At 36.9% G+C, this 26,432-nt stretch carries 23 protein-coding genes and 1 pseudogene; 20 read left to right on the forward strand and 4 right to left on the reverse strand.

Features of this window, described 5'->3' with window-relative positions:
- The first annotated feature begins 120 nt into the window (after positions 1 to 120).
- The 15 genes and pseudogenes from ACYQ0N_RS04575 (at position 121) to ACYQ0N_RS04645 (ending at position 15,374) form a co-directional block, all read left to right on the forward strand.
- Positions 121 to 1,019, forward strand: a pseudogene (locus ACYQ0N_RS04575) (DNA topoisomerase).
- 104 nt (positions 1,020 to 1,123) lie between these two features.
- A complete protein-coding gene (locus tag ACYQ0N_RS04580) occupies positions 1,124 to 1,636 on the forward strand; it encodes a DNA topoisomerase (protein ID WP_460162177.1) in 513 nt (170 codons plus the stop codon).
- A 165-nt stretch (positions 1,637 to 1,801) separates the two neighbouring features.
- Positions 1,802 to 2,212 (forward strand): hypothetical protein, encoded by a 411-nt coding sequence (locus ACYQ0N_RS04585; protein ID WP_460161979.1) that lies wholly within the window; start codon positions 1,802 to 1,804, stop codon positions 2,210 to 2,212.
- Positions 2,205 to 2,516 carry a hypothetical protein gene (locus tag ACYQ0N_RS04590; RefSeq protein WP_460161980.1) on the forward strand — a complete coding sequence of 104 codons (312 nt, stop codon included), beginning with the start codon at positions 2,205 to 2,207 and terminating at the stop codon, positions 2,514 to 2,516. Before ACYQ0N_RS04585 ends, ACYQ0N_RS04590 begins: the two co-directional genes overlap by 8 nt.
- Positions 2,517 to 2,609: 93 nt before the next feature.
- On the forward strand, positions 2,610 to 3,464 hold the full coding sequence (locus ACYQ0N_RS04595; protein ID WP_460161981.1) for a hypothetical protein: 855 nt from the start codon (positions 2,610 to 2,612) through the stop codon (positions 3,462 to 3,464).
- 116 nt (positions 3,465 to 3,580) lie between these two features.
- The gene (locus tag ACYQ0N_RS04600) at positions 3,581 to 4,027 is read left to right on the forward strand and encodes a hypothetical protein (RefSeq protein ID WP_460161982.1); all 447 of its coding nucleotides are present in this window, start codon (positions 3,581 to 3,583) and stop codon (positions 4,025 to 4,027) included.
- 12 nt (positions 4,028 to 4,039) lie between these two features.
- Positions 4,040 to 5,344 (forward strand): hypothetical protein, encoded by a 1,305-nt coding sequence (locus ACYQ0N_RS04605; RefSeq protein WP_460161983.1) that lies wholly within the window; start codon positions 4,040 to 4,042, stop codon positions 5,342 to 5,344.
- Between the two features lie 116 nt (positions 5,345 to 5,460).
- Positions 5,461 to 5,871, forward strand: a complete 411-nt coding sequence (locus ACYQ0N_RS04610; protein ID WP_460161984.1) for a hypothetical protein — start codon at positions 5,461 to 5,463, stop codon at positions 5,869 to 5,871.
- Positions 5,872 to 5,976: 105 nt separating this feature from the next.
- On the forward strand, positions 5,977 to 6,261 hold the full coding sequence (locus ACYQ0N_RS04615; RefSeq protein WP_460161985.1) for a hypothetical protein: 285 nt from the start codon (positions 5,977 to 5,979) through the stop codon (positions 6,259 to 6,261).
- A gap of 2 nt (positions 6,262 to 6,263) precedes the next feature.
- A complete protein-coding gene (locus ACYQ0N_RS04620; protein WP_460161986.1) occupies positions 6,264 to 10,205 on the forward strand; it encodes a calcium-binding protein in 3,942 nt (1,313 codons plus the stop codon).
- A gap of 71 nt (positions 10,206 to 10,276) precedes the next feature.
- Positions 10,277 to 12,406 carry a type I secretion system permease/ATPase gene (locus ACYQ0N_RS04625; RefSeq protein ID WP_460161987.1) on the forward strand — a complete coding sequence of 710 codons (2,130 nt, stop codon included), beginning with the start codon at positions 10,277 to 10,279 and terminating at the stop codon, positions 12,404 to 12,406.
- The gene (locus tag ACYQ0N_RS04630) at positions 12,399 to 13,640 is read left to right on the forward strand and encodes an HlyD family efflux transporter periplasmic adaptor subunit (RefSeq protein ID WP_460161988.1); all 1,242 of its coding nucleotides are present in this window, start codon (positions 12,399 to 12,401) and stop codon (positions 13,638 to 13,640) included. Before ACYQ0N_RS04625 ends, ACYQ0N_RS04630 begins: the two co-directional genes overlap by 8 nt.
- 206 nt (positions 13,641 to 13,846) lie before the next feature.
- Entirely contained in the window at positions 13,847 to 13,981 is a 135-nt protein-coding gene (locus ACYQ0N_RS04635) for a type II toxin-antitoxin system death-on-curing family toxin (protein WP_460162178.1), read from the forward strand.
- Positions 13,982 to 14,194: 213 nt separating this feature from the next.
- Entirely contained in the window at positions 14,195 to 14,863 is a 669-nt protein-coding gene (locus tag ACYQ0N_RS04640; protein WP_460161989.1) for a hypothetical protein, read from the forward strand.
- Between the two features lie 181 nt (positions 14,864 to 15,044).
- Entirely contained in the window at positions 15,045 to 15,374 is a 330-nt protein-coding gene (locus ACYQ0N_RS04645) for a hypothetical protein (RefSeq protein WP_177532498.1), read from the forward strand.
- 300 nt (positions 15,375 to 15,674) lie between these two features.
- On the opposite strand, the gene ACYQ0N_RS04650 is transcribed toward ACYQ0N_RS04645, so the two are convergent.
- Positions 15,675 to 18,749 (reverse strand): rhamnogalacturonan lyase family protein, encoded by a 3,075-nt coding sequence (locus ACYQ0N_RS04650; RefSeq protein ID WP_460161990.1) that lies wholly within the window; start codon positions 18,747 to 18,749, stop codon positions 15,675 to 15,677.
- 263 nt (positions 18,750 to 19,012) lie between these two features.
- On the opposite strand from ACYQ0N_RS04650, the gene ACYQ0N_RS04655 reads away from it, so the two are divergent.
- Complete coding sequence (locus ACYQ0N_RS04655; RefSeq protein ID WP_460161991.1) at positions 19,013 to 19,528, forward strand: VanZ family protein; 516 nt, start codon at positions 19,013 to 19,015, stop codon at positions 19,526 to 19,528.
- Here ACYQ0N_RS04655 and ACYQ0N_RS04660 read toward each other — a convergent pair.
- From ACYQ0N_RS04660 to ACYQ0N_RS04670, 3 genes are all read right to left on the reverse strand, one after another.
- Complete coding sequence (locus ACYQ0N_RS04660) at positions 19,491 to 20,114, reverse strand: superoxide dismutase (protein WP_177532495.1); 624 nt, start codon at positions 20,112 to 20,114, stop codon at positions 19,491 to 19,493. The two genes, ACYQ0N_RS04655 and ACYQ0N_RS04660, sit on opposite strands and share 38 nt — an antisense overlap.
- A 101-nt stretch (positions 20,115 to 20,215) precedes the next feature.
- Complete coding sequence (locus tag ACYQ0N_RS04665) at positions 20,216 to 20,785, reverse strand: ANTAR domain-containing response regulator (RefSeq protein WP_460161992.1); 570 nt, start codon at positions 20,783 to 20,785, stop codon at positions 20,216 to 20,218.
- A 14-nt stretch (positions 20,786 to 20,799) separates the two neighbouring features.
- Positions 20,800 to 22,092, reverse strand: a complete 1,293-nt coding sequence (locus tag ACYQ0N_RS04670; RefSeq protein WP_177532493.1) for a glutamine synthetase family protein — start codon at positions 22,090 to 22,092, stop codon at positions 20,800 to 20,802.
- A gap of 288 nt (positions 22,093 to 22,380) precedes the next feature.
- Here ACYQ0N_RS04670 and ACYQ0N_RS04675 point away from each other — a divergent pair, with 288 nt between their 5' ends.
- The 4 genes from ACYQ0N_RS04675 (at position 22,381) to ACYQ0N_RS04690 (ending at position 26,394) form a co-directional block, all read left to right on the forward strand.
- The gene (locus ACYQ0N_RS04675; RefSeq protein WP_177532492.1) at positions 22,381 to 23,121 is read left to right on the forward strand and encodes a LytR/AlgR family response regulator transcription factor; all 741 of its coding nucleotides are present in this window, start codon (positions 22,381 to 22,383) and stop codon (positions 23,119 to 23,121) included.
- 266 nt (positions 23,122 to 23,387) lie between these two features.
- Entirely contained in the window at positions 23,388 to 24,845 is a 1,458-nt protein-coding gene (locus ACYQ0N_RS04680; RefSeq protein ID WP_460161993.1) for a class I adenylate-forming enzyme family protein, read from the forward strand.
- A gap of 16 nt (positions 24,846 to 24,861) precedes the next feature.
- Positions 24,862 to 25,131 carry an acyl carrier protein gene (locus ACYQ0N_RS04685; RefSeq protein WP_177532490.1) on the forward strand — a complete coding sequence of 90 codons (270 nt, stop codon included), beginning with the start codon at positions 24,862 to 24,864 and terminating at the stop codon, positions 25,129 to 25,131.
- Between the two features lie 3 nt (positions 25,132 to 25,134).
- Positions 25,135 to 26,394, forward strand: coding sequence for a phenylacetate--CoA ligase family protein (locus ACYQ0N_RS04690; protein ID WP_177532489.1), 1,260 nt, complete (start codon positions 25,135 to 25,137; stop codon positions 26,392 to 26,394).
- Positions 26,395 to 26,432 lie beyond the last annotated feature (38 nt).

Consider the following 26,432-nt stretch of genomic DNA (forward strand, 5'->3'; position numbering starts at 1 on the left):
CAAATGACCTTAAAAGCCAAGTATAATATATTGTATTTAAAAATTAAATAAAAAGGAGAAATTTTTTTATCAATTTTAATCGTCGCCGAAAAGCCATCAGTCGGACGTGCAATCAGTCCGGTGGTCGGCGCTAACACATCAAAAAAAGGATACGCCGAAGGAAACGGATATCTTGTTTCATGGTGTTTCGGGCATCTTGTAGGTCTGAAATACCCAAATGATTACGGCATCGGCTGGCTGGATAAATGGAGCTTTTCTCAGCTACCTATGATTCCTGAAAAATGGCTTTTCAAGATTGCGGAAAATACGAAAGAACAATTTGAGGTACTGAAAGCCTTGACGAGCAGAAATGATGTGACGGAGTTAATTTGTGCTACCGACGCAGACAGAGAAGGAGAAATGATATTCCGCTACGTCTACAACATGATTGGCAGTAATAAGCCTGTGAAAAGGCTTTGGGTATCCTCTCTTGAAGAAAGTGCAATACGCTCGGCGCTTAGTAAAATGAAGTCCTTATCTGACTACGACAACCTCTTTTCCGCAGGATTTTCAAGAACAAAGGCAGACTGGCTTGTTGGTATGAACGGTTCCAGACTTTTTTCATGCCGTTATCATGACAGGCTTGACCTCGGCAGAGTGCAGATGCCTACTCTTGCCATGATTGTGAACGTGATTATGAAGTCAAAAACTTTATCCGACAAAAGTATTTTACCGCCGATCTTGACTGCGGAGATTTCAAGCTGTCATCTGCAAGAATTGATGATGAAAATGTCGCTGATACGCTTGTTTCAGCCTGCAACGGAAATACGGCTGTCATATCTTCCGTTAAGCGTGAGGTAAAAACCGTAAATCCGCCTAAACTTTACGATTTGACCACATTACAGCGTGACGCCAATAAGATCTATGGCTACACTGCACAGCAGACTTTAGACTGCGTTCAATCGCTGTATGAAGCCAAAATCGTAACATATCTCCGTACCGACTCGCAGTACCTCAGCGATGATATGGAGCGCGCCTGATCGGCAGCATTTTTCCGTTCGGCAGCGTTAAAAATCCCGATATTTCACGCTGTATCGATAACAGCGAGGTTACGGGACATCATGCCATTATCCCTACGGTAAATATCGGGAATGTTGATTTGAATATTCTGCCCGCTGCCGAAAAGAACATTCTTGACTTTATCGCAAATCGTCTGCTTTACACTTCGGCTATACCCCATAAATATGAATCGGTGAAGATTATCGCTATATGCAATCATACAGAGTTTTCAGCAAACGGCAAATCCGTAATTGAATCAGGTTGGAATCAGTTTGCTGCGAAAACTTCTGAGGACAAGGAAAACGCAAAGACTTTGCCGCCTGTTTCCGAGGAACAGCAGTTTTTCGTAAGGCCAAGCAAGAGCGAGCGTTTCACAAGTCCGCCAAAGCCTTTTACGGAAGATACCTTGCTTTCGGCAATGGAACACGCAGGGCAGGAAAACTACGCCGACGATTCTGAAAAGAAAGGTCTTGGTACTCCGGTAACAAGAGCCGCAACCATCGAGGGACTTGTCGCCAAAGGCTATGTACGGCGTAAGGGTAAGCAGATTACCGCTACAGAAAAGGGGGACTCGGCTTCTTTGATAAGCGGATACTAAAGCTTTTGGAAGGAAAATTAAGCGGTATTAAAGGGCCATTTTATTTGATATCAAAAAAATTGATGTTAAATAAAGCGATCTTTGTTAAATAAATATTTGTAAACTTGACAATTTGTAGTAAAAGTTGTAAAATATAAATATATTTAAATATTAGGAGGTTTTATTATGGCATTTGTAAAAGAAGACGTTAAAGGAGCAGATAAGGCTTTGTTTGATTCATTTGGTTTTGTATTTGATAATGAACCAGTCAAGGCAGGCAGATTTACAACATGGACGGTTGACAGAAAACGAGACATCTATTTTACATATTTAGGTGGAGGTGCATTGGAAAGGCCTAGTGTTTATGGATTAATTTGGAAAAACAATAAAATAATTATAACTACTGAGATAAGAGGGTATATTGATAAGAATCACTGGTTAATAGAAAGTATTAAAGCTTCAAATAATTTAAAAGACAAAAAAGAAGAGTTAATTGAAATAATAAAAGAAACTACTAATGCAGACAATCAACGAGGTATTATTATCGATAAATTACCAGAACCAGTTTTTGTAGAGGAGGAAAGATTAAATGGCTGATGAATATTTAACGAAATCTGATATTATTGATTGGATTGAGGATTGGACAAATAAAAATCCAAATGCAACAAAAGCAGATATAGTAAAATTTGCTGAGAAGCTTAATGAGCAAATGCTAAAATTGGATTATAAAGTTTCCAATGGTGGTATAGTGATAGGATATGCGGGAAGAATCGGTCAGGATTATAAAACAGGTATATTCAATACAATAGATAATATAGTTCAAAACAGCAATGGGCAATTTTGCTTTATAAATAACAGTGCTGAAAATATATTAAATGATGCTGAATTTAAAGCGGCTTAAAAAAAAGCTGTTAATGATAGTGATCAAATTATTCTTGGAGGCGCATGGAATGGTGACACTCGCTCAAAATACAGCTTTGGTGACACATTGTCATTGAATGATTTAGTGTCAGATAATTTTATGCTGAATAATGCAAAAGGTGATGTTTATTTAATAATAGCTGACAATGCAAGAATAGACAGTACATTAAATGTAACAGAAATAGAACGCCTTTTAAAAATGGAAGATGTTAAATCTATAAATGGAATTGAAAAATCAAAGTTATTGTCAATGACGTCTACTGATAGATTTAACATTCTTAAAGAACAGTCGGTTATTGATATAATGGACGCCAAAGTATATCGAAATACTAATGGTTTTGAGATTTTATCATTTGAAGGAACAAAATATGAAAGTATATTTAAAACAAATATTTCACCCGATTATATTAATGTAGGGCGTTATGCAGAAAGAGCTTTTGTATCTGATTCTGAACTATTTTCAAAATATTCATTTCTTAATGAGTCGGTATCTCAATCCATACTTGATGAATTTAGAATAGGAGAATATAGGTTAAAAACAACAGGAGTAGACACATTAACAAATGCAACTGTATACTTTGATGTAAATGGTAAAGTAGTTTCTGTTAGAAATCATGTGTCTGACTCAGTATTCAAAACAACCATAGGAGATATAAGAAATTACATACCGGAAGACGAATTGAGAGCGGTATTTCCTGAATATGATAGCTTAGATGATCTTGAAAAGCTTAAGGTTCGCCAATTGGAATTAGAATATAATAAATTTATAAAAAACCTTGATTCAATACCGGTTGAACAAATAAGCGACGTTCGAGCAAATTATCTTAAAGCCGTAGGTAAAACAGAAGATACGCTCGGCTTCTTTGATAAGCGGATACTAAAGCTTTTGGAAGGAAAATTAAGCGTTTTAAAAGATCGTTTTATTTGATATCAAAAAAATTGATGTTAAATAAAGCGATCTTTGTTAAATAAATAATATAAACTTGACAATTTATAGTAAAAGTTGTAAAATATAAATATATTTAAATATAAGGAGGTTTTATTATGGCGTTTGTTTTTGAAAAAGTATTGGAAAAGGATGTTCCTTTCTTCAATTCTTTAGGTATAAAAAATTGGACTGGAAATCATCAAAAGGAGATTATACTTGGACGAACTACTTGGTGCATTGATCGTGAAAAAAAGGCATTTTTAATGGGATTAGGAGGTGGTCGTGCGGATGAACCTCATATTTCTGTATTTTGGTGGGACGGTTCTGAAATTCGTATTGAAGAAAATTCAATTACGAAAAAATCAAAAAATGGAAAATCGGTTAGCAGAATTTTCAGAATGTTAATACCCCAAAAATCATATGACAAACGAAATGAAATTGCTCAGTTAATTTTGGAGGCATTGATGGTGATCCAAGAGCATGATGAAATTTCACTTGGTAGGAAAATCAATAATGAGTATATAATTGATGAGGATACAATAATAGAATATTCTTTAGAATAATGGAGGCATAACATGATTGAGCTAAATAAGTTAATTGAACATATTTATAGTTGGAGAAATGATAATAATATCGCATATGATGGTGAATTAAATTCATCTGATCTTGCTAAATTTGCTGATTACTTGCAAAAAGAAATATCAGATAAAGTTTCTTTTTCAGCTCCTAATGGTGAATCGACATTAATTTTGTATACAGGTGTATATTATAAAGAAGTGGGTCAGTTTTGCAAAAATAATAGTGACTTTTATTACATCAGTGATACAGAAGCAAATATATTGTGGGAAGATGAATTTCAGGCGGCGATTAATGAAGTTATAACAGGCTCTTATACCGAACAGTATAATAATTTTCCAGGAATAACCAAAAAATTTTTGGGTGGTAAAGATTATAACGATCAACGCATTAATCAATATGCTATAGAAGGAAATAGTGAAGTACTTGCATTAGATGATTTCATTTCTAAAACCTTAACAGAAAAAGCACTTGAAGCCGGAAAAGATATTGTTTATATTGCCGGAGATAGTGCCAAGTCTAACGCAGTTGGAATCTTAACAGAAATGCCGACATATTTGAGCAAAGCATGGATTGGAAAAACCATTGATGAGGTTCTCGACACAGAGATAATAGTTGTTGATAAACTTAATAAACTATTAGAAGATGAAGTTACGTCATATAGTAAAATTCTTTTGCGAAATACGGAGTTTTATTTAGATTCTAATGGAAAAATTAGTGGAATCCGAACTGCTATTGATAATTTTCCATCGATTTCTGTAGGAAATACATCAAGTTATGTGTCATCAGTAAATTATGGTTCAAAACTTGGAATTCTGACTGACCCTGAACTGTTTTCAAAATATTCATTTCTTAATGAGTCGGTATCTCAATCCATACTTGATGAATTCAGAGTTGGAGAATATAGGTTAAAAACAACAGGAGTAGACACATTAACAAATGCAACTGTATACTTTGATATAAATGGTAAAGTAGTTTCTGTTAGAAATCATGTGTCTGACTCAGTATTCGAAACAACCATAGGAGATATAAGAAATTACATACCGGAAGACGAATTGAGAGCGGTATTTCCTGAATATGATAGCTTAGAAAATCTTGAAAAGCTTAAGGTTCGCCAGTTGGAATTAGAATATAATAAATTTATAAAAAACCTTGATTCAATACCGGTTGAACAAATAAGCGACGTTCGAGCAAATTATCTTAAAGCCGTAGGTAAAACAGAAGATACGCTCGGCTTCTTTGATAAGCGGATACTAAAGCTTTTGGAAGGAAAATTAAGCGTATTAAAAGATCGTTTTATTTGATATCAAAAAAATTGATGTTAAATAAAGCGATCTTTGTTAAATAAATAATATAAACTTGACAATTTGTAGTAAAAGTTGTAAAATATAAATATATTTAAATATTAGGAGGTTTTATTATGGCATTTGTAAAAGAAGACGTTAAAGGAGCAGATAAGGCTTTGTTTGATTCATTTGGTTTTGTATTTGATAATGAACCAGTCAAGGCAGGCAGATTTACAACATGGACGGTTGATAGAAAACGAGACATCTATTTTACATATTTAGGTGGAGGCGCATTGGAAAGGCCGAGGTCATATGCCATGATTTGGAAAAATAAAAAAATAATAATTATAGTCGAATCAAGATCATATAAGGAAAATGTACATTGGTTAATTGAAAGTATAAAAGCCTCTAAATCCTTAGAACAAGATAAAAAAGCGATAATTGAAATTATTAAAGAGGTTGTACCTATAACTTATGGGTGCGAAGTGATTTTTGAAGTATTTCCAGAACCAGTTTTTGTAGAGGAGGAAAGATTAAATGGCTGATGAATATTTAACGAAATCTGATATTATTGATTGGATTGAGGATTGGACAAATAAAAATCCAAGATTGTATGATATTCTAAATATATTATGAAATGGAGAATCATTATGAACGAAAAAAATACACTGTCAAAAGTAAATGTGCTATTTTCATCTAGTAAATTATTAATTGAGTTTTTAAAAGATCCATATTTTGAGGGAAGAAAGCTTATTATAAAAGGGGAGGCTTTATCATGTGGGTTTGATGCATACCCATCAACAATGCAATGGTTAAAACCTGATGAAAATGAGGAAATAGATGAACAAAAAAAGAAGTATATTCGAAATGTAATATGTGAATATGAAAAAAACTGTAAGACTGGATTTAAAGTTATTTGGGAGGATGAAAAATAATTATGTTTGATTTAGATAGCGTTAAAGAGCTATTCAAAACTGAGCCAAACACGGCATTCTTTTGGTCGGGATTGGGTGAAAATGGTGCGGAAATTGCCAAAGAAACTGCAAAAGCAAATGGCGGAGTAACGTTGGAAATGTTAATGGAGCAAAATAAGCAGAAACTTATTGATGCTGGCTTTCCTTATAACAAGGATTTAGATGATTTTGTGTTTAATGGTACTGATCCCGAAAATGTAAAAGCATGGCAGGATCTTTCGGAAGCATATGCTAATCAAGCATCAGGAAATGTTCGCGCTGTTTTGGGTGATAATATTCGCTCGGATAGCGTATGGTGTCAAAATGAGATTCCTCGTCTATTCACCAATGATAGTGTCACCTCTGTTCAAGGCGTTTCAAAACAACAATTGATAAGTTCGTACAATATATTATGTGAAATTAATGAGCATGATACTAATTTTGCAATTGGTAAAGCCATTTCAGATGTTCCGATTAACAACACTGATGTAGATTATTTTACCAAAAAAATTGTTTCTAAATATGGTCTATCGCCTGTGATGGACAAGGAAATAATTAGTAAATTTACTGCATATGAGTATCTGAATTCTATTAATGCTGATTCAGTAACAATAAATAAGCTTGGCATTATGACAGATTCTGAACTGTTTTCAAAATATTCATTTCTTAATGAGTCGGTATCTCAATCCATACTTGATGAATTCAGAGTTGGAGAATATAGGTTAAAAACAACAGGAGTAGACACATTAACAAATGCAACTGTATACTTTGATATAAATGGTAAAGTAGTTTCTGTTAGAAATCATGTGTCTGACTCAGTATTTGAAACAACCATAGGAGATATAAGAAATTATATACCGGAAGACGAATTGAGAGCGGTATTTCCTGAATATGATAGCTTAGATAATCTTGAAAAGCTTAAGGTTCGCCAGTTGGAATTAGAATATAATAAATTTATAAAAAACCTTGATTCAATACCGGTTGAACAAATAAGCGACGTTCGAGCAAATTATCTTAAAGCCGTAGGTAAAACAGAAGATACGCTCGGCTTCTTTGATAAGCGGATACTAAAGCTTTTGGAAGGAAAATTAAGCGGAAATGAAAAAATTTCTAATGCTATTCTTGATTTTTCTTCTGCGACAACTGAATTGTCAAAGGGCTTAAAAAAGGTAATCCCATATGTTGACGCTTTGTTTACAATTCTTGATTTCTTAAATACAGTTGATTCAATATACAGTGCGTATGAATTACAGGGTGTTGAAGGAGCAAAGGAAACGGCAAGAACGGAGCTTACCAGATTCGCTATGGAAAATGCATTGGTTTGGGCTTCCGGAGAGTTATCAACGTATATATTAGGCGTGGGTATAGCGTCAGGCCCTGTCGGGACGGTTGCCGCAATTGCCGCGGTTGGAGTCATTACCGCTTTTACGTTTGTTGCAGTACAGGAGATAATGACAAATGATGAATTCATTAATAATTTCTGGAAGCCGTTGGACGGAAATAATTTGAGTGTAAGTATCAGTGTTAACAGCGCTCCGGAAGGGTCAGGATATGTTAAAAAGATAGAAGACGAGTGGGGAATAAATTACTGGCAGGATAATGACGCCGGAAATATGATCTATGGTTACAGCGGTGATGACGAAATTCATGGGGCCGGAGGAAATGATTTTATCGACGGAGGAAATGATAATGACTTCCTTTACGGAGACGAAGGCGATGATATTATTTACGGAGGTTTTGGAAAAGACCATATTGAAGGCGGCAAAGGAAATGATTATCTATACGGCGGTACAGGCGAGAACATAGAGTCCGGCGGAACGGAAGCAAGCATTTTCGGAGATGTTATTGACGGCGGCGACGATAACGATTACATATTCGGCGAAGAAGGCGACGATTTATTAATCGGCGGTAATGGTATCGACTATATTTACGGCGGCGACGGAAATGATACTATGTATGGCGATGAATATATCGAGCCGCTTCCGTCAGGAGAAGTTGTACTTCCTAATATAAGCGATTTACCGGAATTTGACGGATCAGGTAACATTATGGACTTAGGATCAACATCCGGACCAAACTATATGTATGGCGGCAACGGAAAAGACACCATGTATGGCGGAGTCAGCAGCGATGTAATGTTCGGCGGCGAAGGCGATGACATTATGTATGGAGGAGACGATCCTACATCGCTAGAAAGCAATAAAATATTTGTTGAAAACGGTATTATGATAGGCGATTATCTTAGCGGCGAAGGCGGAAATGACATTATTTACGGCGGAAACGGCTGCGATTATATTTCAGGCGGAGACGATGACGACGAATTACATGGCGATGATGGAAACGACAGTATATACGGAGGAAATGGAGAAGATGAAATATACGGCGATAACGGTGATGATGTAATATTCGGTGAAGAAGATAAGGATTGGCTTTATGGCGGCGAAGGGAACGATTATATTGACGGCGGAAACGGAGACGACCATATAGAGGGCGGCGACGGTAAAAATTATTTGTATGGCAGAAACGGTGAGGACTATATATATGGAGGTGAAGATGAAGATTATATAGAAGGAGGAGATGACGGAGACCATATTTACGGCGGAAACGGTGAAAATATAATGTACGGCCAGGAGGGTGATGATTATATTTATGGCGGAAACGATAAGGATTATATATTAGGCGGTACAGGCGACGATCATCTCTATGGCGGTAACGGAGAAAATGAAATATACGGCGGCCACGGTAATGATGTAATATATGATGGCGACGACGGAAGTTATATAGAAGGAAGCTTTGGCAATGACAAAATATTTGCAGGCGGCGGAAATGATATTATTGATCCGGGAGAGGGCGACGATTACATTCAGGACGATCACGGCGACGATACGATTATTTTCAAGGCGGGCTATGGTACAGATACTATTTCCGACGCCGCGGGATATAACACAATCGCACTATCAGGGTTAGATATATCATCAGCTGAATTCAGAAGAACAGGAAATGATTTAACAATATCTTTCGGATCAGATTCGATCATTTTGACACAGTATTACGATTTTTATAATTTTAATATTAACGGAATTGATATTTCAGAATTAATAAATTCGCTGCACGGTTCTGACAGTAACGACTGGATGAATGTAGCGAACTCAAACGGCGATTCTCTTTATGGCGAAGGCGGCAACGACAACCTTACCGGAAACAGCGGCAATGACTCATTGTACGGAGGCTCCGGAAACGATTACCTTTATGGCAACGACGGCGATGACACCCTCGATGGAGGAACAGGAAACGACTGGCTTTACGGAGGAAACGGAAACGATACATATATCTTCGGCAAAGGCTACGGAAACGACACGATTGAGGATTGGGGCGGAAGCAGTATCGTAAAGCTTAAGGACATAAGTTCAAGTGAAGTTACAATAACAAATCTGTGGGATTCCACGCTTGAAATGACTGTAAACGGTACCGAGGACAAGCTTACTATTAACGGCTACAAGTGGAATCAGGGCGGATATACCTTTGAATTTGCAGACGGAGCAGTAGGAACAGTAAATAAGGATACATGGGAGCTTGAGCTTAGTCAGCCTGCGAGCAATGATGCAATTGTTCAGGAAACCTCTGAGGAAGAAATTATACAGGCGAGTGCAGATTTGCTCAGCGATATGTACGCTGACGACAACGTTACTTCTGAATTACTCACAGAAACAAGCGGCGCCGTTCTGATTGATTCATCAAGCGCTGTTTCAGAGGCAAAGGAAACAGAGGAAACCGCAGATCAGACGGATATACAGGTAATGATACTGACCGAAAATATGTCCGCTTTCGGTACGGAGAACAACGTTTCTGACTGCATGAGCATTAGCGATCCGATGCAGGATACGTCAGCTTTGAATCAACTGCTTGTCGGTACGCAGGCAGAGTAATATAAATTCTGATTAAAAGTGCGGCAGTAAAAAAAGCTGCCGCATAATTTATGTAAAAAGGAAGTCGAAGCATGGAGAAAAAACAAGACAGCGGACTTAGCTGCTTTATGATAGTTATGAAGTTTCACGGTATACCTATCACAAAAGAGCAGGCTGAAACGCTATCAGTTCTTGATCCCGAACAGAAAACCGGAGAAATAGAAATAATAGAATCCGCAAAGAAATTGAAAATGCGGGCAAAGCTTTGTAAGCTGAATTTAAAAAAGCTGAAGGACGTAAAGGCGCCGATTATTGCAAAGAATAAAAATGACGAATTTTTCATCATAGCTAAGTCCAAAGAAGATAAATATATGATTCTCTTTGCGGATAAAACACAACCTGAAATCAAAAGCCGTGAAGAACTTGAAGAAATTTGGGATGGCACAGCGATCCTTATTACCAAAAAAGGAATAATGGACAGAGAAGCGGTATTCAGCTTCAAGTGGTTTATACCCACGATACTGAAATTCAAAAAGGAATTTATACAGGTACTGATAGCCGTATTTACAGTACAGATTTTAGGAATCCTTACTCCCGTTATGACTCAGGTCGTTGTGGATAAGGTTTTAGTCCATAGAAGTATGTCGACGCTTAACGTGCTTGCAATCGGCATCGCAATTGTATACATATACGAGCTGATTCTGTCCCTTGCCAAAAACTATGTGTTTACCCATACGACAAACAGAATAGACGTAATGCTCAGCTTCAAGCTGTTTCGGCATTTGTTCGCACTTCCCTTGAAATACTTTGAATCAAGACGAGTCGGCGAAACGGTGGCGAGAGTAAGAGAGCTTGACAGTATCAGAAATTTTCTGACAGGCACTCCGCTTTCCTCAATGATAGATTTTATTTTCATAATCGTATACATAGTAGTATTGTTTTTCTACAGCAAAATGCTGACAGTTATCGTCCTCTGCTCTATACCCGTTTACGCAGTACTTTCGGCTATAGTTACTCCCCTTTTCAAAAAAAGACTGGACGAAAAGTTTGAAACGGGAGCGAACACTCAGTCCTTTTTGGTTGAATCCATAACGGGAGTGCAGACCGTAAAATCCTATGCCTTAGAGCCAAAGTTCGAGAAAAAATGGGGCGATTTGCAATCCGATTACGTAAAGGCAAGCTACAAAACCTCTATGGTTTCCGCAACCGCCGGAACGACCGGACAGTTTATTCAGAAGGTATTCGACCTGTTGATTCTGTTTTTCGGCGCAAAAGCGGTAATGGACGGTAATTTTACAGTGGGGCAGCTTGTGGCGTTTCGAATGCTTTCCGGCAGAGTAAGCGGTCCTGTTTTAAGACTGGTACAGCTTTGGCAGGAATATCAGCAGGCGTCGCTTTCAGTAAAAAGAATCGGCGATATTTTTAATACAGCCCCTGAACCGATTCTAAACGCAAATCAGACTGCTATGCCCGGCGTTCAGGGTAAAATTATATTCGATCAGGTGCATTTCAGATACAATCCGCAGGGCGGAGAGGTTATCAAGGGAATGAGCTTTGAAATAGAGCCTGACACCATTGTAGGAGTTGTAGGCAGAAGCGGTTCGGGAAAGAGCACCATTTCAAAGCTGATTCAAAGACTTTATTTGCCGGAGGGCGGTAAAATATCCATAGACGGTATGGATATTTCACTTGTGAATCCCGCAATGCTCAGAAAGCAGATCGGAGTAGTATTGCAGGAAAACTTTATGTTCAACGGAACCGTCGCGGAAAATATTTCAATTCACTGTCCAACAGCAAGTATGGAGCAGATCATTCATTCTGCAAAAATAGCGGGCGCGCATGATTTTATCCTTGAACTTCCTAACGGCTATGAAACGATTATCGGCGAGAAAGGCATGGGACTTTCCGGAGGTCAGAAGCAAAGAGTCGCTATTGCGAGAGCAATACTTAACAATCCCAGAATACTTATATTTGACGAGGCTACGTCTGCTCTTGACTATGAATCCGAGAGTATAATTCAGAATAACCTTAAAGAAATATGCAAAGGAAGAACAGTGCTTATTATTGCTCACAGGCTTTCAACGTTAAAGGACGCGCAGAAAATCATGGTGATTGATAAGGGCAATCTTGTGGAATACGATACTCATGAGAATCTGATGAAACGGGAAGGGCTGTATCATTATTTGTATAACCAGCAGAAAAGGGGCGATATTGATGGATAATAAGCTGACGGAATACGTATTGAAGCACAGCAAAAGCAAGGATAAGGAGCTGAAGTATGATTTTATGCCGTCCTTGCTTGAAATTATTGAACGCCCTGCCCATAAAGCGGGAACGGTAATAATACTCGGAGTTTTTACGCTTATGATCGCGGCAGTCATTTGGGCTTGCCTTTCGAAAATAGACGTGGTAGTTACTGCCGGCGGAAGCGTTCAGCCGTCAGGAAATGTAAACGTGGTGCAGGCCTATTCAGGCGGAACAGTAAAGTCAATAAACGCTGCCGAAGGAGAATATGTGAAAAAGGGAGACGTTCTGATAGAGCTTGATACGGAATCCCTTGATATTGATACAAACCAGCTTAGCAGTCAGAAAGAAATTCTTGAAGCACAGCGGAAAATATATACAAAGATTAAAAACGGCGACGATATTTCAAAGATTAAAATTGAAGATTACGAAGCTGAGCTTAAACCGTATATTCAGTCAATTCTGGACGCAGACGCAAGCTATAATAACACTCTTGACAGTCTTAAGAAGGATAAGGAAAACGCCGATTTAAATCATCAGATTTCACAGCTGCAGCTTGAGGAATACGAAGAAAGCGGAACAATCCGTCAGGCTGAAATGCAGGAGCTTATAGTAAAGCAGAACGAGCTTGCGCTGAAACAGTCGGAAACGAAAATCAAGGATACAAAAACCCAGTACAGCGTACAGATCAATTCAAAGCTTTCGGAGATAAGCGGTCAGCTTGACGAAATAGAAACCAACCTTGAAAAATACGCCTTGTCTAAGGATTATCAGTATATAACGGCGCCTGTAAGCGGATATATAAACAACGTAAATGTGAATACCGTCGGAGCGGCGGTAACGAACGCGCAGGAGCTTGTAACGATAGTACCTGATAATATGCCCGTTGAAATGGTGTGCTATGTAAAGAATATGGATATTGCCGACATAGAAATCGGAATGGAAGCGGAAATCAAGCTGGAGGCGTACCCGTATAACAAGTACGGAACGGTGAAGGGAAAGGTGAAATATATCAGCCCCAGCGCGTTTGTCAGCGAGCAGACGGGCAGCGTTTATCTTGTGAAGCTTGAAATTACAGATAAAAATGATGAGATAGATGTGATTTCAGGATTGTCCGGAAGCGTGGAAATAAAGACGGATAAGAGAACGGTTATGGATTACTTCTTAGAGCCTATTAAAAAAGGCTTCGGGGAAGCTCTGAGGGAGAAATAGTTTTGAAATTGACACCTCCCCCCTATCACAGTGAAACGGGAAAGCTAATAAGATAAAAGAATATATATAAATAAAGGATTCAATATGAATGAACCTGATTACGATTATGTGTATAATCAACTGCGCAAAGTTAAAAATGATGTATCATTTAGGGAAGAAGTTGCTGATTGGGCACAACATACCGTTTATGAGATCTATATACAATAATTCAGCACAAGGCTGCACAGCTTGCATTTTTTATTATATCCAATCACCCTTTTATAGATGGCAACAAAAGGATCGGACTTCATGTAACGCTGATATTCTTAGAGCTTAACGGCGTTGATCTTAAATATACATAAAATGAATTAATAAAGATCGGTTTAATGCTGGCAGATGAGAAGATAACTGTAAAAGATATTCTACCGTGGCTTATAGTTCATAATGAACAATAAAAGCTTGCTGGTAACGGCAGGCTTTTATAGCGAAAAATTTTTCTATTGAAAAAACCAGATTATTGATATATAATTAAATAGCGGTTAAAAAATTGAATATGATTAAGGAAATGATATCAAATGATACGCCGGTTACTGAAAAAGAAAATCATTTATATAATATATTTTGGCTGTGTATTATTTTTTCTATTATTCTTTATAATAATTCAAATATTAAAAAATCCTGTTATTAATGAATATTCAAATATCGATGAAAAACTTCAAAATTTGAATTTAAACCAGTTTAATTATTATCGTACTGAAGAAGAAAAACGCTCATCGGATTATATTTATATGAGTTTTCATTTAAAAGATTTTGACAAGTTTGATATAAATGAATGTACTAACGATATAAATAATATAAAAGAAAATATAAATGAATGTATATCAGAGGAAAAATACGGGTTATACAATAAGTTTATTCGTGTTATGATTCATGTGCGTCCCGGAGAAATGGTGTATATTTACAATTATAATTTTTTAAAAGACCAAAAAGATCAAGAACCTGAAAAACTTTTATATTACGAATACTTATTTGTTGATAATTTATCTTCACTAAATTATTTTAATGATTGTTATGTTTTAAATGTAAGTGTAAGTAATATAGACAATATAAAAATTTTTGAAAATTTTTATAATATTGAGTATTTAGATATTTTAGGTCCCCTTACGGAAAATGATAAGCAACAATTACTTAAAATACTTCCCAATTGTACCGTTATTTGTAATGGAGAAATAGTAAGTAAATAAAAATTGAAGCCGCAAAATCTTATGAATGAATTGGTTTCAAATGGAAAAAACTACAAAGGTATAAGTGAAAATGATCTTATGCCGAGTATATAGTTAACGGATAGAAATATCGCATGGCGTATGAAAATAATGGTTTTATTGTTTCATTTCTTCCATTTTAAGATAAAAGGAGTTAATTTATATGAAAAACGAATTGCGATTTTCATTTGATTACGGTGGATTTTGCCTTTGGGCAAATGATGGAGCAATAGAGCCGAATGCCCTTCCAATTTCACAAGAACTGATTGATGAAATAAACAGTTTATGTGATGAATTTGATACGAGCTTAGACTGGGAATATCCACCGGATCCTTCACCTTGGACAAAAGAAGAATGGTATGATTTTTTTAAAAGGTCTAAATTAATATATGAAAAATTAGAAAAAGAATTAGGCGCTGATTACGAATTAATTAGTGAACTTGAAAAAGATAAACATATGTATATGGACAATCGGATTTTTGCCGATAAATAAAATATTCAAGTTTGAACCAATATCAATAAAGTGGACAGGAAAAATAAAAAAAATTCAGCTCAGCCTGATATATTATATACTATAAAACTATGAATGTCGAATTGTGTAAATGATTTCTGGGTGAAATCTTGAAAATATAATGATGAGCTATTATTGATAAAAAGCGATAATAAAAAGGATACGGTACAAATCAGTACCGTATCCTTTTGGGATTAAGCTTTAGGAATGTATTACGATGTTTTATCAGGCGACAAAAAAACTGTTATTTACTTTTATCTGCCGTAACTTTAAAATATGAATTCAGATATTAAGTATACGTTTCAGCAAAATCACGTCAAACACATTTACGATATTATCGTTATTCACATCCGAAATAATCATTTGATTTTCAGTTAACATTTGTTTATTAACCATATATTGCTGGAGCAATACTATATCAGCTATTGCAACTTTGCCGTCAAGATTTGTATCGCCTTTAAGTTCAGGCTTAGGAATAGCTGTAGTCACAGTTGTAGTAGTTGTTTCTGAAGGGTTCGTTGTAATTGCAGCGCTTGTAGTTGTAACAGGTTCGGAAACATCTGCAATCCATTTCTGGCACGTATTTCCGTTGACTGTCCACTGGGCGACGTTAGCTCCGCTTGACTTATCTGCATTTTCAATTTCGATTGCAGCTGCGTCCTTGGAGGCTCTGGTCAGGATATAGTATGTTCCGTCCGGATTTTTTACAAATTTAAAGAGGTGAGAGCTTGTTTTATTATTTGTATGAATTTCAGCGTTTGCTCCATTGGCGCCGCTTCCTCCGGTAATATTAAGATAATAAGTCCTTCCGTCCGCAAGCTGCGATATAATATAGTAATAGCCGCCGCCGAAGGATTTCAGCGTCCATGAATTATGAGCAGACACTTTGTCAGCGCCCCATTGCTGAACATTTGCCCCGTCCTCGGCAGTACCGTTTGCGACTTCCATAAAGAGTCCGCTGTTTTGATTTTTAAACATATATATTTTGCTTGTATCCATATTACAGCCTGTATCTTCTACTTGATTCAGTTTCCATTTCTGCGACGTATCTCCAAGCTGAAGCTTATATTCAATTATATTCGCTCCGCTTGATCCTGAGGCGGAAGCGACCGCAACGCAGCTCTTATCGCCCGACGCTTTGGTTAATATGTAATATGTTCCATCGTCATTTTTTATAAACTTAAATTGCTGTGCGTCCGCCTTGGTATCGCTGTAAATCTGAATATTTGTTCCATTGTCCGCGCTGCCGTTTGCTACGTCAAGCAGATAAGTAATTTTATCTCCGACCTGCGAGTAAATATAATAATAACCTTCCCCGGCAGACAATACGCGCCATGTGTTATGGGAAGCGGGATCGTCTGCGCCCCATTGCTGAACGTTGGCGGCGTTTTCGCTTTTTCCGCCCTCAACCTCCATGTAAAGACCGCTGTTTTCATTTTGTATAGTATAAACGGCTCCCTCATTCAATGCGGCTGCGGTAAGATCCGGAGTTACAGGACCTCCGGCTGGCGGTGTTATTTTTATCAGCGGTCTGGCCGGAAGGTTCTGATCTGATCCGAGATAAAAGCTTGGATGAGGCGGCTGGTTGTAGGCGATATTTTGTCCTGCAACCTGAGTTCTGTATTGAATATCATGCATAAGCGTGGTAATACGGTAATCGGTTTCATAGGGAGTACAGTAAATTCTGACTGATTTTCCGTCGCTTGCTCTTACGATAAGCTCTTCACGCCAGTCTCCGAAGATATCGGCGGAAAGACAAGGCGTACCCTTAGTAGTATTGCATGTATAATATCCGTCGGTAGTTAATAGGGTGGAAAGCTTGCCGTCGTTTCCCATTTTTGAGATTGTAGCGGGTGAATCGGTGTAACCGTCTAAGATTTCCCGTTCCAGATCTCCGTCCCAATATGTCAGGAAATTTACAGCGGGGCGTTTGCAGGAAAGCGTATTTCCCGAACCGTTATATACGTCGTATCCCAATCCCCAGAATTCGGCTCCGTCGTTACCTGCCCATACGTTTCCTGCACAGCATCTTCCGGTATCGGAATCGCCGTCCTTATGGAAAATAATTTCTCCGTTTTTGGCGTCGACTAACGAAACTCCGTAGGGCTTATCTTCATGGCATATCCACAGCTCCAATCCGTCTCTTGAAGGAAGCAGATCACCGAGATGCATTGCGTCTCCATGTCCTTTGTTAAGACACCACAATACCTTTCCGTTGTCATCTAAACATGTGCTTCCTAAAACGATTTCCTGTTTTCCGTCGCCGTCTACATCAGCCGGCATGCAGTTATGATTTCCGTCGCCGTATCCGGAGGCGGAGGAATCGTTGCCGGTATCAAAATACCATCTTTGTACAAGCTTCTTGTCTACTACGTCATAAGCGCAGGCGGTCATACGCGTATAATAACCTCTTATTGTAACTGCGCTTGGCTTTACTCCGTCGAGATATGCCACGGCTCCAAGAAATCTGTCTACACGGTTTCCGTAGCTGTCCCCCCAGTTTGAAACTGTTCCTCTGCCGGGATTATAATCTACAGTATCGAGAGCCTTACCGGTTTCGCCGTCGAATAGAGTATAGTATTCAGGACCTGTAAGAATATAGCCTTTGGAATTTCTGTAGGTTTTTGAACTATCGCCTATAACAGCGCCTGTGCCGTCTATTGTACCGTCGGCAGTTTTACAGGTCATTTCAGCTTTTCCGTCAAGGTCAAAGTCTGCAACCAGAAATTGCGTATAATGTGCGCCGGCGCGTATATTGTAGCCCAGATCTATACGCCATAGTTTTTCGCCGTTGAGCTTGTAGCAATCGATATAAACCTTGTCGGTTTTGCCGGACTTTGAATTATCCTGTGAATTTGACGGATCCCATTTTACGAACAGCTCGTATTCTCCGTCCCCGTCCGCGTCTCCGACGGAGCAGTCGTTAGGACTGTAAGTACAGCTTGAGCTTGTCGGCGTATCAAGCTTAAGCTCAAGGTAATTTTTGTCGGACTGAAGCTTGCATATGTCTGACGATATTACTTTATTGTTTTCTATTGTTTCTATTTTATATGTATCCGAGGATTTTCCGGAGGCGTCAAGAAAACAGGTAGCTTCTCCGGCGTTGCTTGTATAGATTAGGGTATTGTTTCTGTAAAGCTTGAATACTGCGCTGTCGCTGTCGTCAGCAAGAAAACGCCAACTTATCATCATTCCGGATCCGGTATTGACTGCTGAAATTCCTCTGTCAAGGTATTCTGCATACGACGATCCGGCAGCATACGCAGAATTATTTTTGTTGTAAACGGTTCCTGCGGCAGCGGAACCGGAAATACATATCGATAACAGCAGGGCTGTTATTCTGGAAAGTTTTTTCATAATTAATTCCCACCTTTTTAATTAAAACCTTTTTGTATTTTTGCATAGTTATTTTCTTAAAGGTTTAATATATATGTATACATTCTATCATAAAATTCTATTTGAAGCAATCAGATATTATGACTTATACTAATAAATTGTGACATATTTAAGAGATGATGAAAAAAGGACGCCGTTAAGGCGCCGCATCGTTAATTTATAGCTTTACACTTTACCTGAATAATGCTATAATAAATAAATATCAATAGGTTTCGGTGATAAATATGTATAAAAAATTAATTCCGTTTATTTGTCTTGCTCTTTCCGCTGTATGTATGACTGTGATTTTTATTTTTTCCTCTCAGAATAGTTTTGATACTAATATGCTTAGCAGAAAAATTACTTCTATAATTGTCGAAGAGGTTTTTAAAGGATATGATTCTATGGATTTAGACATGAAAAATATAATAGTAGATCAGTTTAATCTGTTTATTAGAAAAACAGCTCATTTTTTAATGTATTTTTTTCTTGGCTTTCTCTGCTTTTCCGCATTCAGCGCTTTGACTAATAAGTATGCAAAATCGTTCGGTTTGGCTTGGAGCTGCTGTTTTATTTATGCGGTTATTGACGAGCTTCATCAAAAATTCGTTCCCGGAAGAACGCCGCTGTTTAAGGATGTTATTATAGATTCTGCCGGCGGATTAATTGGAATAATATTCGGTTTTCTGATAATATCCGCGGCGCTGAACATCAGGAACAGAATCAGCAATAATAATTCTTCTCAAGGACTTTCCAGTTAATGAGCTTCATTATATTGTTAACATATCGTTCTCTGTGATTCTGATATTGCAGATAATATGCATGTTCCCATACGTCTATAGGGAAGATTGGGTTAAGACGCTGTTCTATGGGCGTTTCCTGATTTTTAAGTATTATAATATGCATTTTGCCGCCCATATCGGAAGTTAGGTATGCATATCCTGATCCAAACACTGACATTGCTGCTTCCTTTAAGCAGCATATTAACGATTTCAGGCTCCCGAAATTATCATTTATTACTTTTTCAAATTCAGGGGAAATTCTTGATCTTCCGGCTGGTATAAGGCAATCAAAATACAGTCTGTGATTAAAAGCTCCTCCCGCATTTCGCTTTATACTCGTTCTGATTTCTTCCGGAAGAAAGGCTTGTTTTATTAAAAGCGCTTCAAGAGGAAGATGGTGAAGCTGCGGATAGTTTTTAAGAGTATCGTTCAGCTTCTTAACATAGCCTGCATAATGACTGTCATGATGGATTTTCATAGTCTGAGCGTTTATCCATGGCGATAAGGCGTTTACAGGGTAAGGAAGAGGTTGTGCGGTAAAGGGATAGTGTTCGGGTTCGTTCAAATTTATCAGCTCCTTGACAATATTTGTTTAATTATATGCGGTCAGAAGCTGAAAAATTACAATAATAAATAAGGCAAATCCGAAAGGATTTGCCTTATTTATTATTGTTCGTAAGTAGAGAGAATATTAAGAGCGACTTCCTTTCTTGTCTGTCTGGTATCCATTGCCTGTTTTTCAATATACCTGTGAGCCTGAGGCTCTGAAAACTTCAAATATTGTATTAGGCAGCATTTGGCTCTGTTGATCAAGCGTATTTCCTCAATTTTCGTCTGAAGCTTAAAATTTTCTGTTTGGAGTCCGAGCATTCTTGAACGTGTTGCTGAAACAAGCTTTATAGATTGATGAAATAAAGTTTTATTTACCGGTTTAGGGATAACGCAGACTCCGTAACAGCTTAATTTATCTGAAACCTCGTCTGAGATATCAGATTTGCATATTAAAATTATTCCGGAATTTGAAGATTCAGCCGCCTTAATAGAAAGTTCGTGACCGAATTCATCCGACAGCGGAGTATTGATGACAATCAGCCCGTATTCGTTTTGATTTATGCATCTTCTTGCGTCGTTTCCGCTTTTTGTGCCGATGATCTGACCATAGCCCGATATCTTTAAAAGCTGAGACAGAAGCTCTATTCCTTTATCTGAACCTGAAGCCAACAGCACTCTGTCCATAAAATTCACAACCTTTAAATAATTTTAAAATAATTTTCATTTTCGAAAGCAGGCTTGTTATCCGATAAATTATATTCCGTCAAATCGTATTCAAGTCGCTTAAATACGGCCTCATATATTTCAGGCGACAGATTTTCTTTTACAAAACCGCTTGATTTAGCGAGCTTCAGCGCTTCTTCCAGATTATTCGGAAGTTCCGCGAAGTTTCCTGTCGACGAGCAGGTAAAGGTATCCTTTCCTAAAACAGAATGATTTTCAATACCTTCAAATCCTGCGGCGAGCAGCAGCTTGAAAACAATATAGGGATTGCATGCGGCGTCAGCGGAACGCACTTCTATTCTCGGATGTTTCCCGCCGGCGGTGTAAGGTATTCTTATAAGCTGCGAATGATTTTCAAAGGACCAGTTTACATACTTAGGGGCAAAGTTTTCGCCGAGACGCTTATAGGAGTTTGTAATGGGATTAAGAAAGCAAGTTATTTCGCGTATTCTGTTTAAAATGCCGGCGATAAACTGGCTGCCCTTTTCCGTCTGAGTATCGGCGGACGGCGAAAATATAAATTCTCCTCCGTTTTTAACAGCGATGCTTATGTGAAGTCCGCAGCCCGGTTTTTTTTCAATAGGCTTTGGCATAAAGGTTGCGAATAATCCGTTCTGAGCGGCAACGTTTTTAACTACCGTTTTGTAATATATCATGTTGTCGGCAGCGGTAAGTACGTCGCTTCTTGTAAAATCAATTTCGTTTTGTCCGGGGCCGTGGGTATGCCTGGAGCTTTGCGGGCTGAATCCCATTTCCTCCAGCGAAAGGCAAATTTCACGTCTTACGTTTTCACATTTGTCAAGAGGAGCTATATCAAGATAGCTTGCCTGATCGTGAGGAGTTCTTGTAGGCTCTCCTTCGTCGTCGGTGTTAAAAAGATAGAATTCACATTTTGTACCTATTTCGCAGGTATAGTTCTTTTCGCGCATTTTTTCTATATAGCTGCTAAGCTCATGCCTTAGATCGCCTTTATAGGGAGTTCCGTCAGTGCACATTATATTACAGAAAAATCTGATAACTCTGCCGGATTTGGGACGCCACGGCAGTACTGAAAGCGTTGATATATCCGGAAAAAGCAGAAGATCGGCGTGACATCCCGCGAGGGTTGTAGCGTCGAAAGCAATGCCGTGTTCAAACGCATATGAAAGCTGATCCGGCATAATCGCAATATTTTTTAATTGTCCGTAAATATCTGTAAATGTAAGCCTTATAAATTTAACGTCGTTTTCTTCCACAAAGCTTAATATTTCCTTTGGAGAATAATTCATTTTTTAAGCTCCATTCTCAGCCGGTTATTTTTATTTTTTCCTGTTTTTCGGCTGCAAAAGCAGGGAAACAATATCTATAATTATACATTATTTTTAGCTGTCTGTAAAGATACGATGATAATTTTAAATAAAGCTGGATTCGACATAAATTGTGAACATTTTGTAAATAATCTCAAAAAATATTGATTAATTATTAAAAGTAGTATAAAATTTATTATGATGTTTTAATCGTTTATAAAATATACGAAATATTAAACGTTAACAGAATCTTAATCAAGGGGGATATGTATGCTGAGGATTGCTGTTTGCGATGATGAAACAGAAACTGTTAAAATAGTAAATAAAATACTTTCAAGCTATTGTGAAAAAAAGCTTATAAATTACAAGATTCATAAATTCAGCGATGGCAATGAGCTTCTTAATGCAAAGGAGTGCTTCGACATGATTTTTCTTGATACGGAAATGAAATCTTCCAATGGAATAGAAATAGGACGTAATATAAGGGCTAATAACAGCCGTGTTGCAATAGTTTATATTACAAGCTTTGTAGAAAATTGGCGCAGAGCTTATAAGGTTCATGCATTTGATTTTATAACGAAGCCGTTTACGGATTATGAAATATATTCGGTAATGGACGACTATCTTGCCGTAGTACATGCAGATGAAGAAAGAAAGCTGATGTTTCCGACAGACGACGGAACAATTTGCCTTAGCATTAATGATATTTATTACTTTATGTATGAATCCAAAAAAAAAGTTTATGTACATACGTCTAATGAAAGAATCCTGGTTAAACAGCACTTAATGGAAATTTATTCTAATCTGGATAAAAGTCGATTTTATAGATCAAGAAGGGACTGTATATTAAATTTAAAATATGTTAAGAAAATCAAAAATAATTTTGTGATTGTTATGAGAAACGGCGATTTACTGCCGTTGGCGCAGAGGAAGAAGGATGAATTTGTTGCAATGCTTACAAAGGAATATGTTAATAGTATGAAGGGAGGTTATAAAAGCTTGAGCGATTAAAAATATAAGTTTAGGAAATAATCGCTTTTAATTAAATACGGGAAAAATGGCATAAGCTTTCAACTTATGTCATTTTTTGGCATTTAGGGCTGAATTTGGTGCATTCAGGGCAAAACTATTGAAATTTTTGGTAAAGTATATTATACTAATATTGTAGAAATCAATAACAATATATTTATTTTCTATAAAATATGTTGATATTATAAAAATCTTATTATATAACTATTTTATAAAGTTGGTGATTCCTTATTAATATATATAATATATTGAACAATTATCGATATTCTTCTAAAACAGCCATAATTTACAAAAACAAAAGAATTACATATAAAGAATTGGTATCCTATTCAATTAATTTGTCAGAGCTTATAACTAATAGCTGCGGGAAGGGAAAACAGCCTCTTGGGATATTTCTACCGAATTCTTCAGACTATGCCGTGGCTTTTTTTGCGGTTGCTTATTCAGATAATGTGGTTGTTCCGTTTAACGTTAATATGAAAAAAACTGAATTGGATAGAATAATAAAATATCTTGACATAAGCGTTATTATAACAAACGAATTATTTTGCGACAGATTAGTCGATCTAACTGAGAAAAAAATATCAATAATATGTCTTAAAAATAACGGTGAAGCTGAAATTTATAATTTATGTAATGTAAAAGGTAATCGTCTGTACGATAAAGAGGAACTTAAAGATGTTGCAATGATTCTTCACACCTCGGGTTCTCTTGGTTGTCCGAAAAGCGTAATGCTTACACACGAAAATTTGATGTCATGCGTTAAATCAATCGTAACGGATTTAAAAATCACAGAAAAAGACGTAACGTTGATTTTTCTGCCGATGTATTATATTTCTGCGGTAGTATCTCAGTTTTTAACGCATTTATATGCAGGCGGCGCAGTATCTTTTATGGAAACCTTATTTTCGCCGGTTAATCTCTTTTACAGCTTAAAAAATTTCAGTATAACCAATTTCTCATGCGTACCTTATATGCTGCTTGAAATATTGAATCAAAAGGATAAAATTATGAATTATGAAATATCTTCATTAAGATATGTTTGCTTCGGCGGTGCGCCTGCTCCCGGGAGAAAGATAAATGAATTGGCAAATTTGTTTCCGGACGTTCAATTTGTTAAAACCTACGGATTAACAGAAGCTTCTACCAGAGTATCGCATTACTTTGAAGATAAAAATACAATTAACAATAACTGCGTAGGAAAACATATACCCGATGTCAAATATATAATAGTAGATGAAAACGATAATGAATGTAAAACCGGAGAAATAGGGGAGATAGCCGTAAAGGGAAATAATGTTATGAAGGGCTATTATTTGAGACGCAGAGAAACGGAAATGGCTTTGAGAAACGGATGGCTGCATACCGGAGATCTTGGCTGGATTGATAATGAAAATAATTTATATGTAGTGGGAAGAAAGAAAAATATTATAATTCGGGGCGGTGAAAATATTTATCCCGAGGAAATAGAGGATATTCTTAATAATCATCCGAATATAAAGGAATCTTTGGTTTATGGGGTTTATCACGAAACGTTAGGAGAAGTTCCGGAGGCGGAAATCACTTTAAATTCAGAAGGTAATTTTAATTTACAAGAATTAATTAATTATTGCTATAATAATTTGTCAAATTCAAAGGTTCCATTAAGATTTAAAGTGGTAGACGGAATTGATAAAACCAGTAACGGTAAAATTTCAAGAAATTAAAAAAAGGAGAATAAAAGTGGCGGATAATTATAATTTGGAAGATGGTCTGAAAAAGCTTATTATTGAAAATACTTATGTATTATTATCGGACAAGGATTTTACAGAATATTCGGATTTGATTACAGACTTCGGATATGATTCGCTATCTATAATAAGACTGATTGCGGATATTGAAAGAACGTTTAATATAGAATTTGAAATAAACGAGCTTGTTTCAGAGATTATTTCTAAGTATGGAAATCTTAAAAAAATTGTTGCTGAAAAAATAGGCGCGGAGGTTTATTAAGAAATGAACGGTATTGGTTTATCTGATTTGATACATTATGCTTATGATCATGTAAGTTATTATAAAAAAATATTTGATGATAATAATATAGACGTAACGTCGATTAAAGCTCCGGAGGATTTAAAGAATTTACCTGTTCTGACAAAAGATGTGATACAGGAAAATTCAATGATGTTTGTTTCTGACGAGTATCAAAAATATCCTAAAAATGAAAATATAGTTTTAAAAAGAACCTCGGGTTCTACCGGTAAATTTCTTAAAATTTTTTGGGATTATAAGGACGATATCAAATCCTTAATGCCGTTATGGATTTTAAGAAGCCGTTTATATGGGATTGATCCGGATATGAAATGGTGCAGCTTTTATTCCTCAAGGTATGAGGGCAACAAAATTAAGCAATTGATTCCTCGTGAGCTGGATATGAACGGAAGACATATGGGGTTTTCTAAAATCGGTCTTACGTATGATAGAATTGCTGAAATTTATAAGGATATAATAAGCTTTAATCCGGATTGGATGTTGCTTCAGCCCAGTATTGCATATCTGATGGCTCAGATAGTAAAGCAATATAATATGAAGATTCCGACGAATCTGAAGCATATAGAGTTAAGCGGCGAGTATTTATTTGACAGCTACAGAAAGCAGATAAATGAGGTATTCGGCATAGATCCTGTTAATCAGTATGGCTGCAATGAAGCGAATGAAATTGCTTATGAATGCAAATGTCATAATATGCATGTGATTGAAAACAATGTTATTGTCGAAGTGCTAAAGGATGGTATTCCCGTATTAAATGAAGAGGGAGATATTTATATTACCTCTTTGAAAAACTACGCTATGCCGTTTATTAGATATGAAACCGGCGATAGGGGAATTTTAAAAACTGACCATATATGCAAGTGCGGTAATAAATCGCCGGTATTAATTGTATTGTCGGGAAGATCCAGCGATTTTATAACTTTAGAAAACGGGGAAAAGCTCAATAGCTATGTGTTAATTAATATAATAGAATATACAAATGAAAGCATGTCTTCGGCAATAAAACAATTTCAGATAATTCAAACGGCTGTGAACTGTTTTAATGTGAATCTGGTTATTAAAAAGGATTATTCAGGCTGGAAGGACGCTATTGAAGAATGCTTTTTGGATAATATTCAGGAAGAAGCGCTGAGAAAGGCAGAATGGAAATTTAATTTCAGCGAGAATATATGTCCCGATGAGATGACGGGTAAATACAAATATTTTATCAGCAGGTTAAAATAATTCCTATAATATTTTTAATTGCTGATAAGGATAGGAAG

The sequence above is a fragment of the Ruminococcus sporogenes genome, from assembly GCF_054655175.1.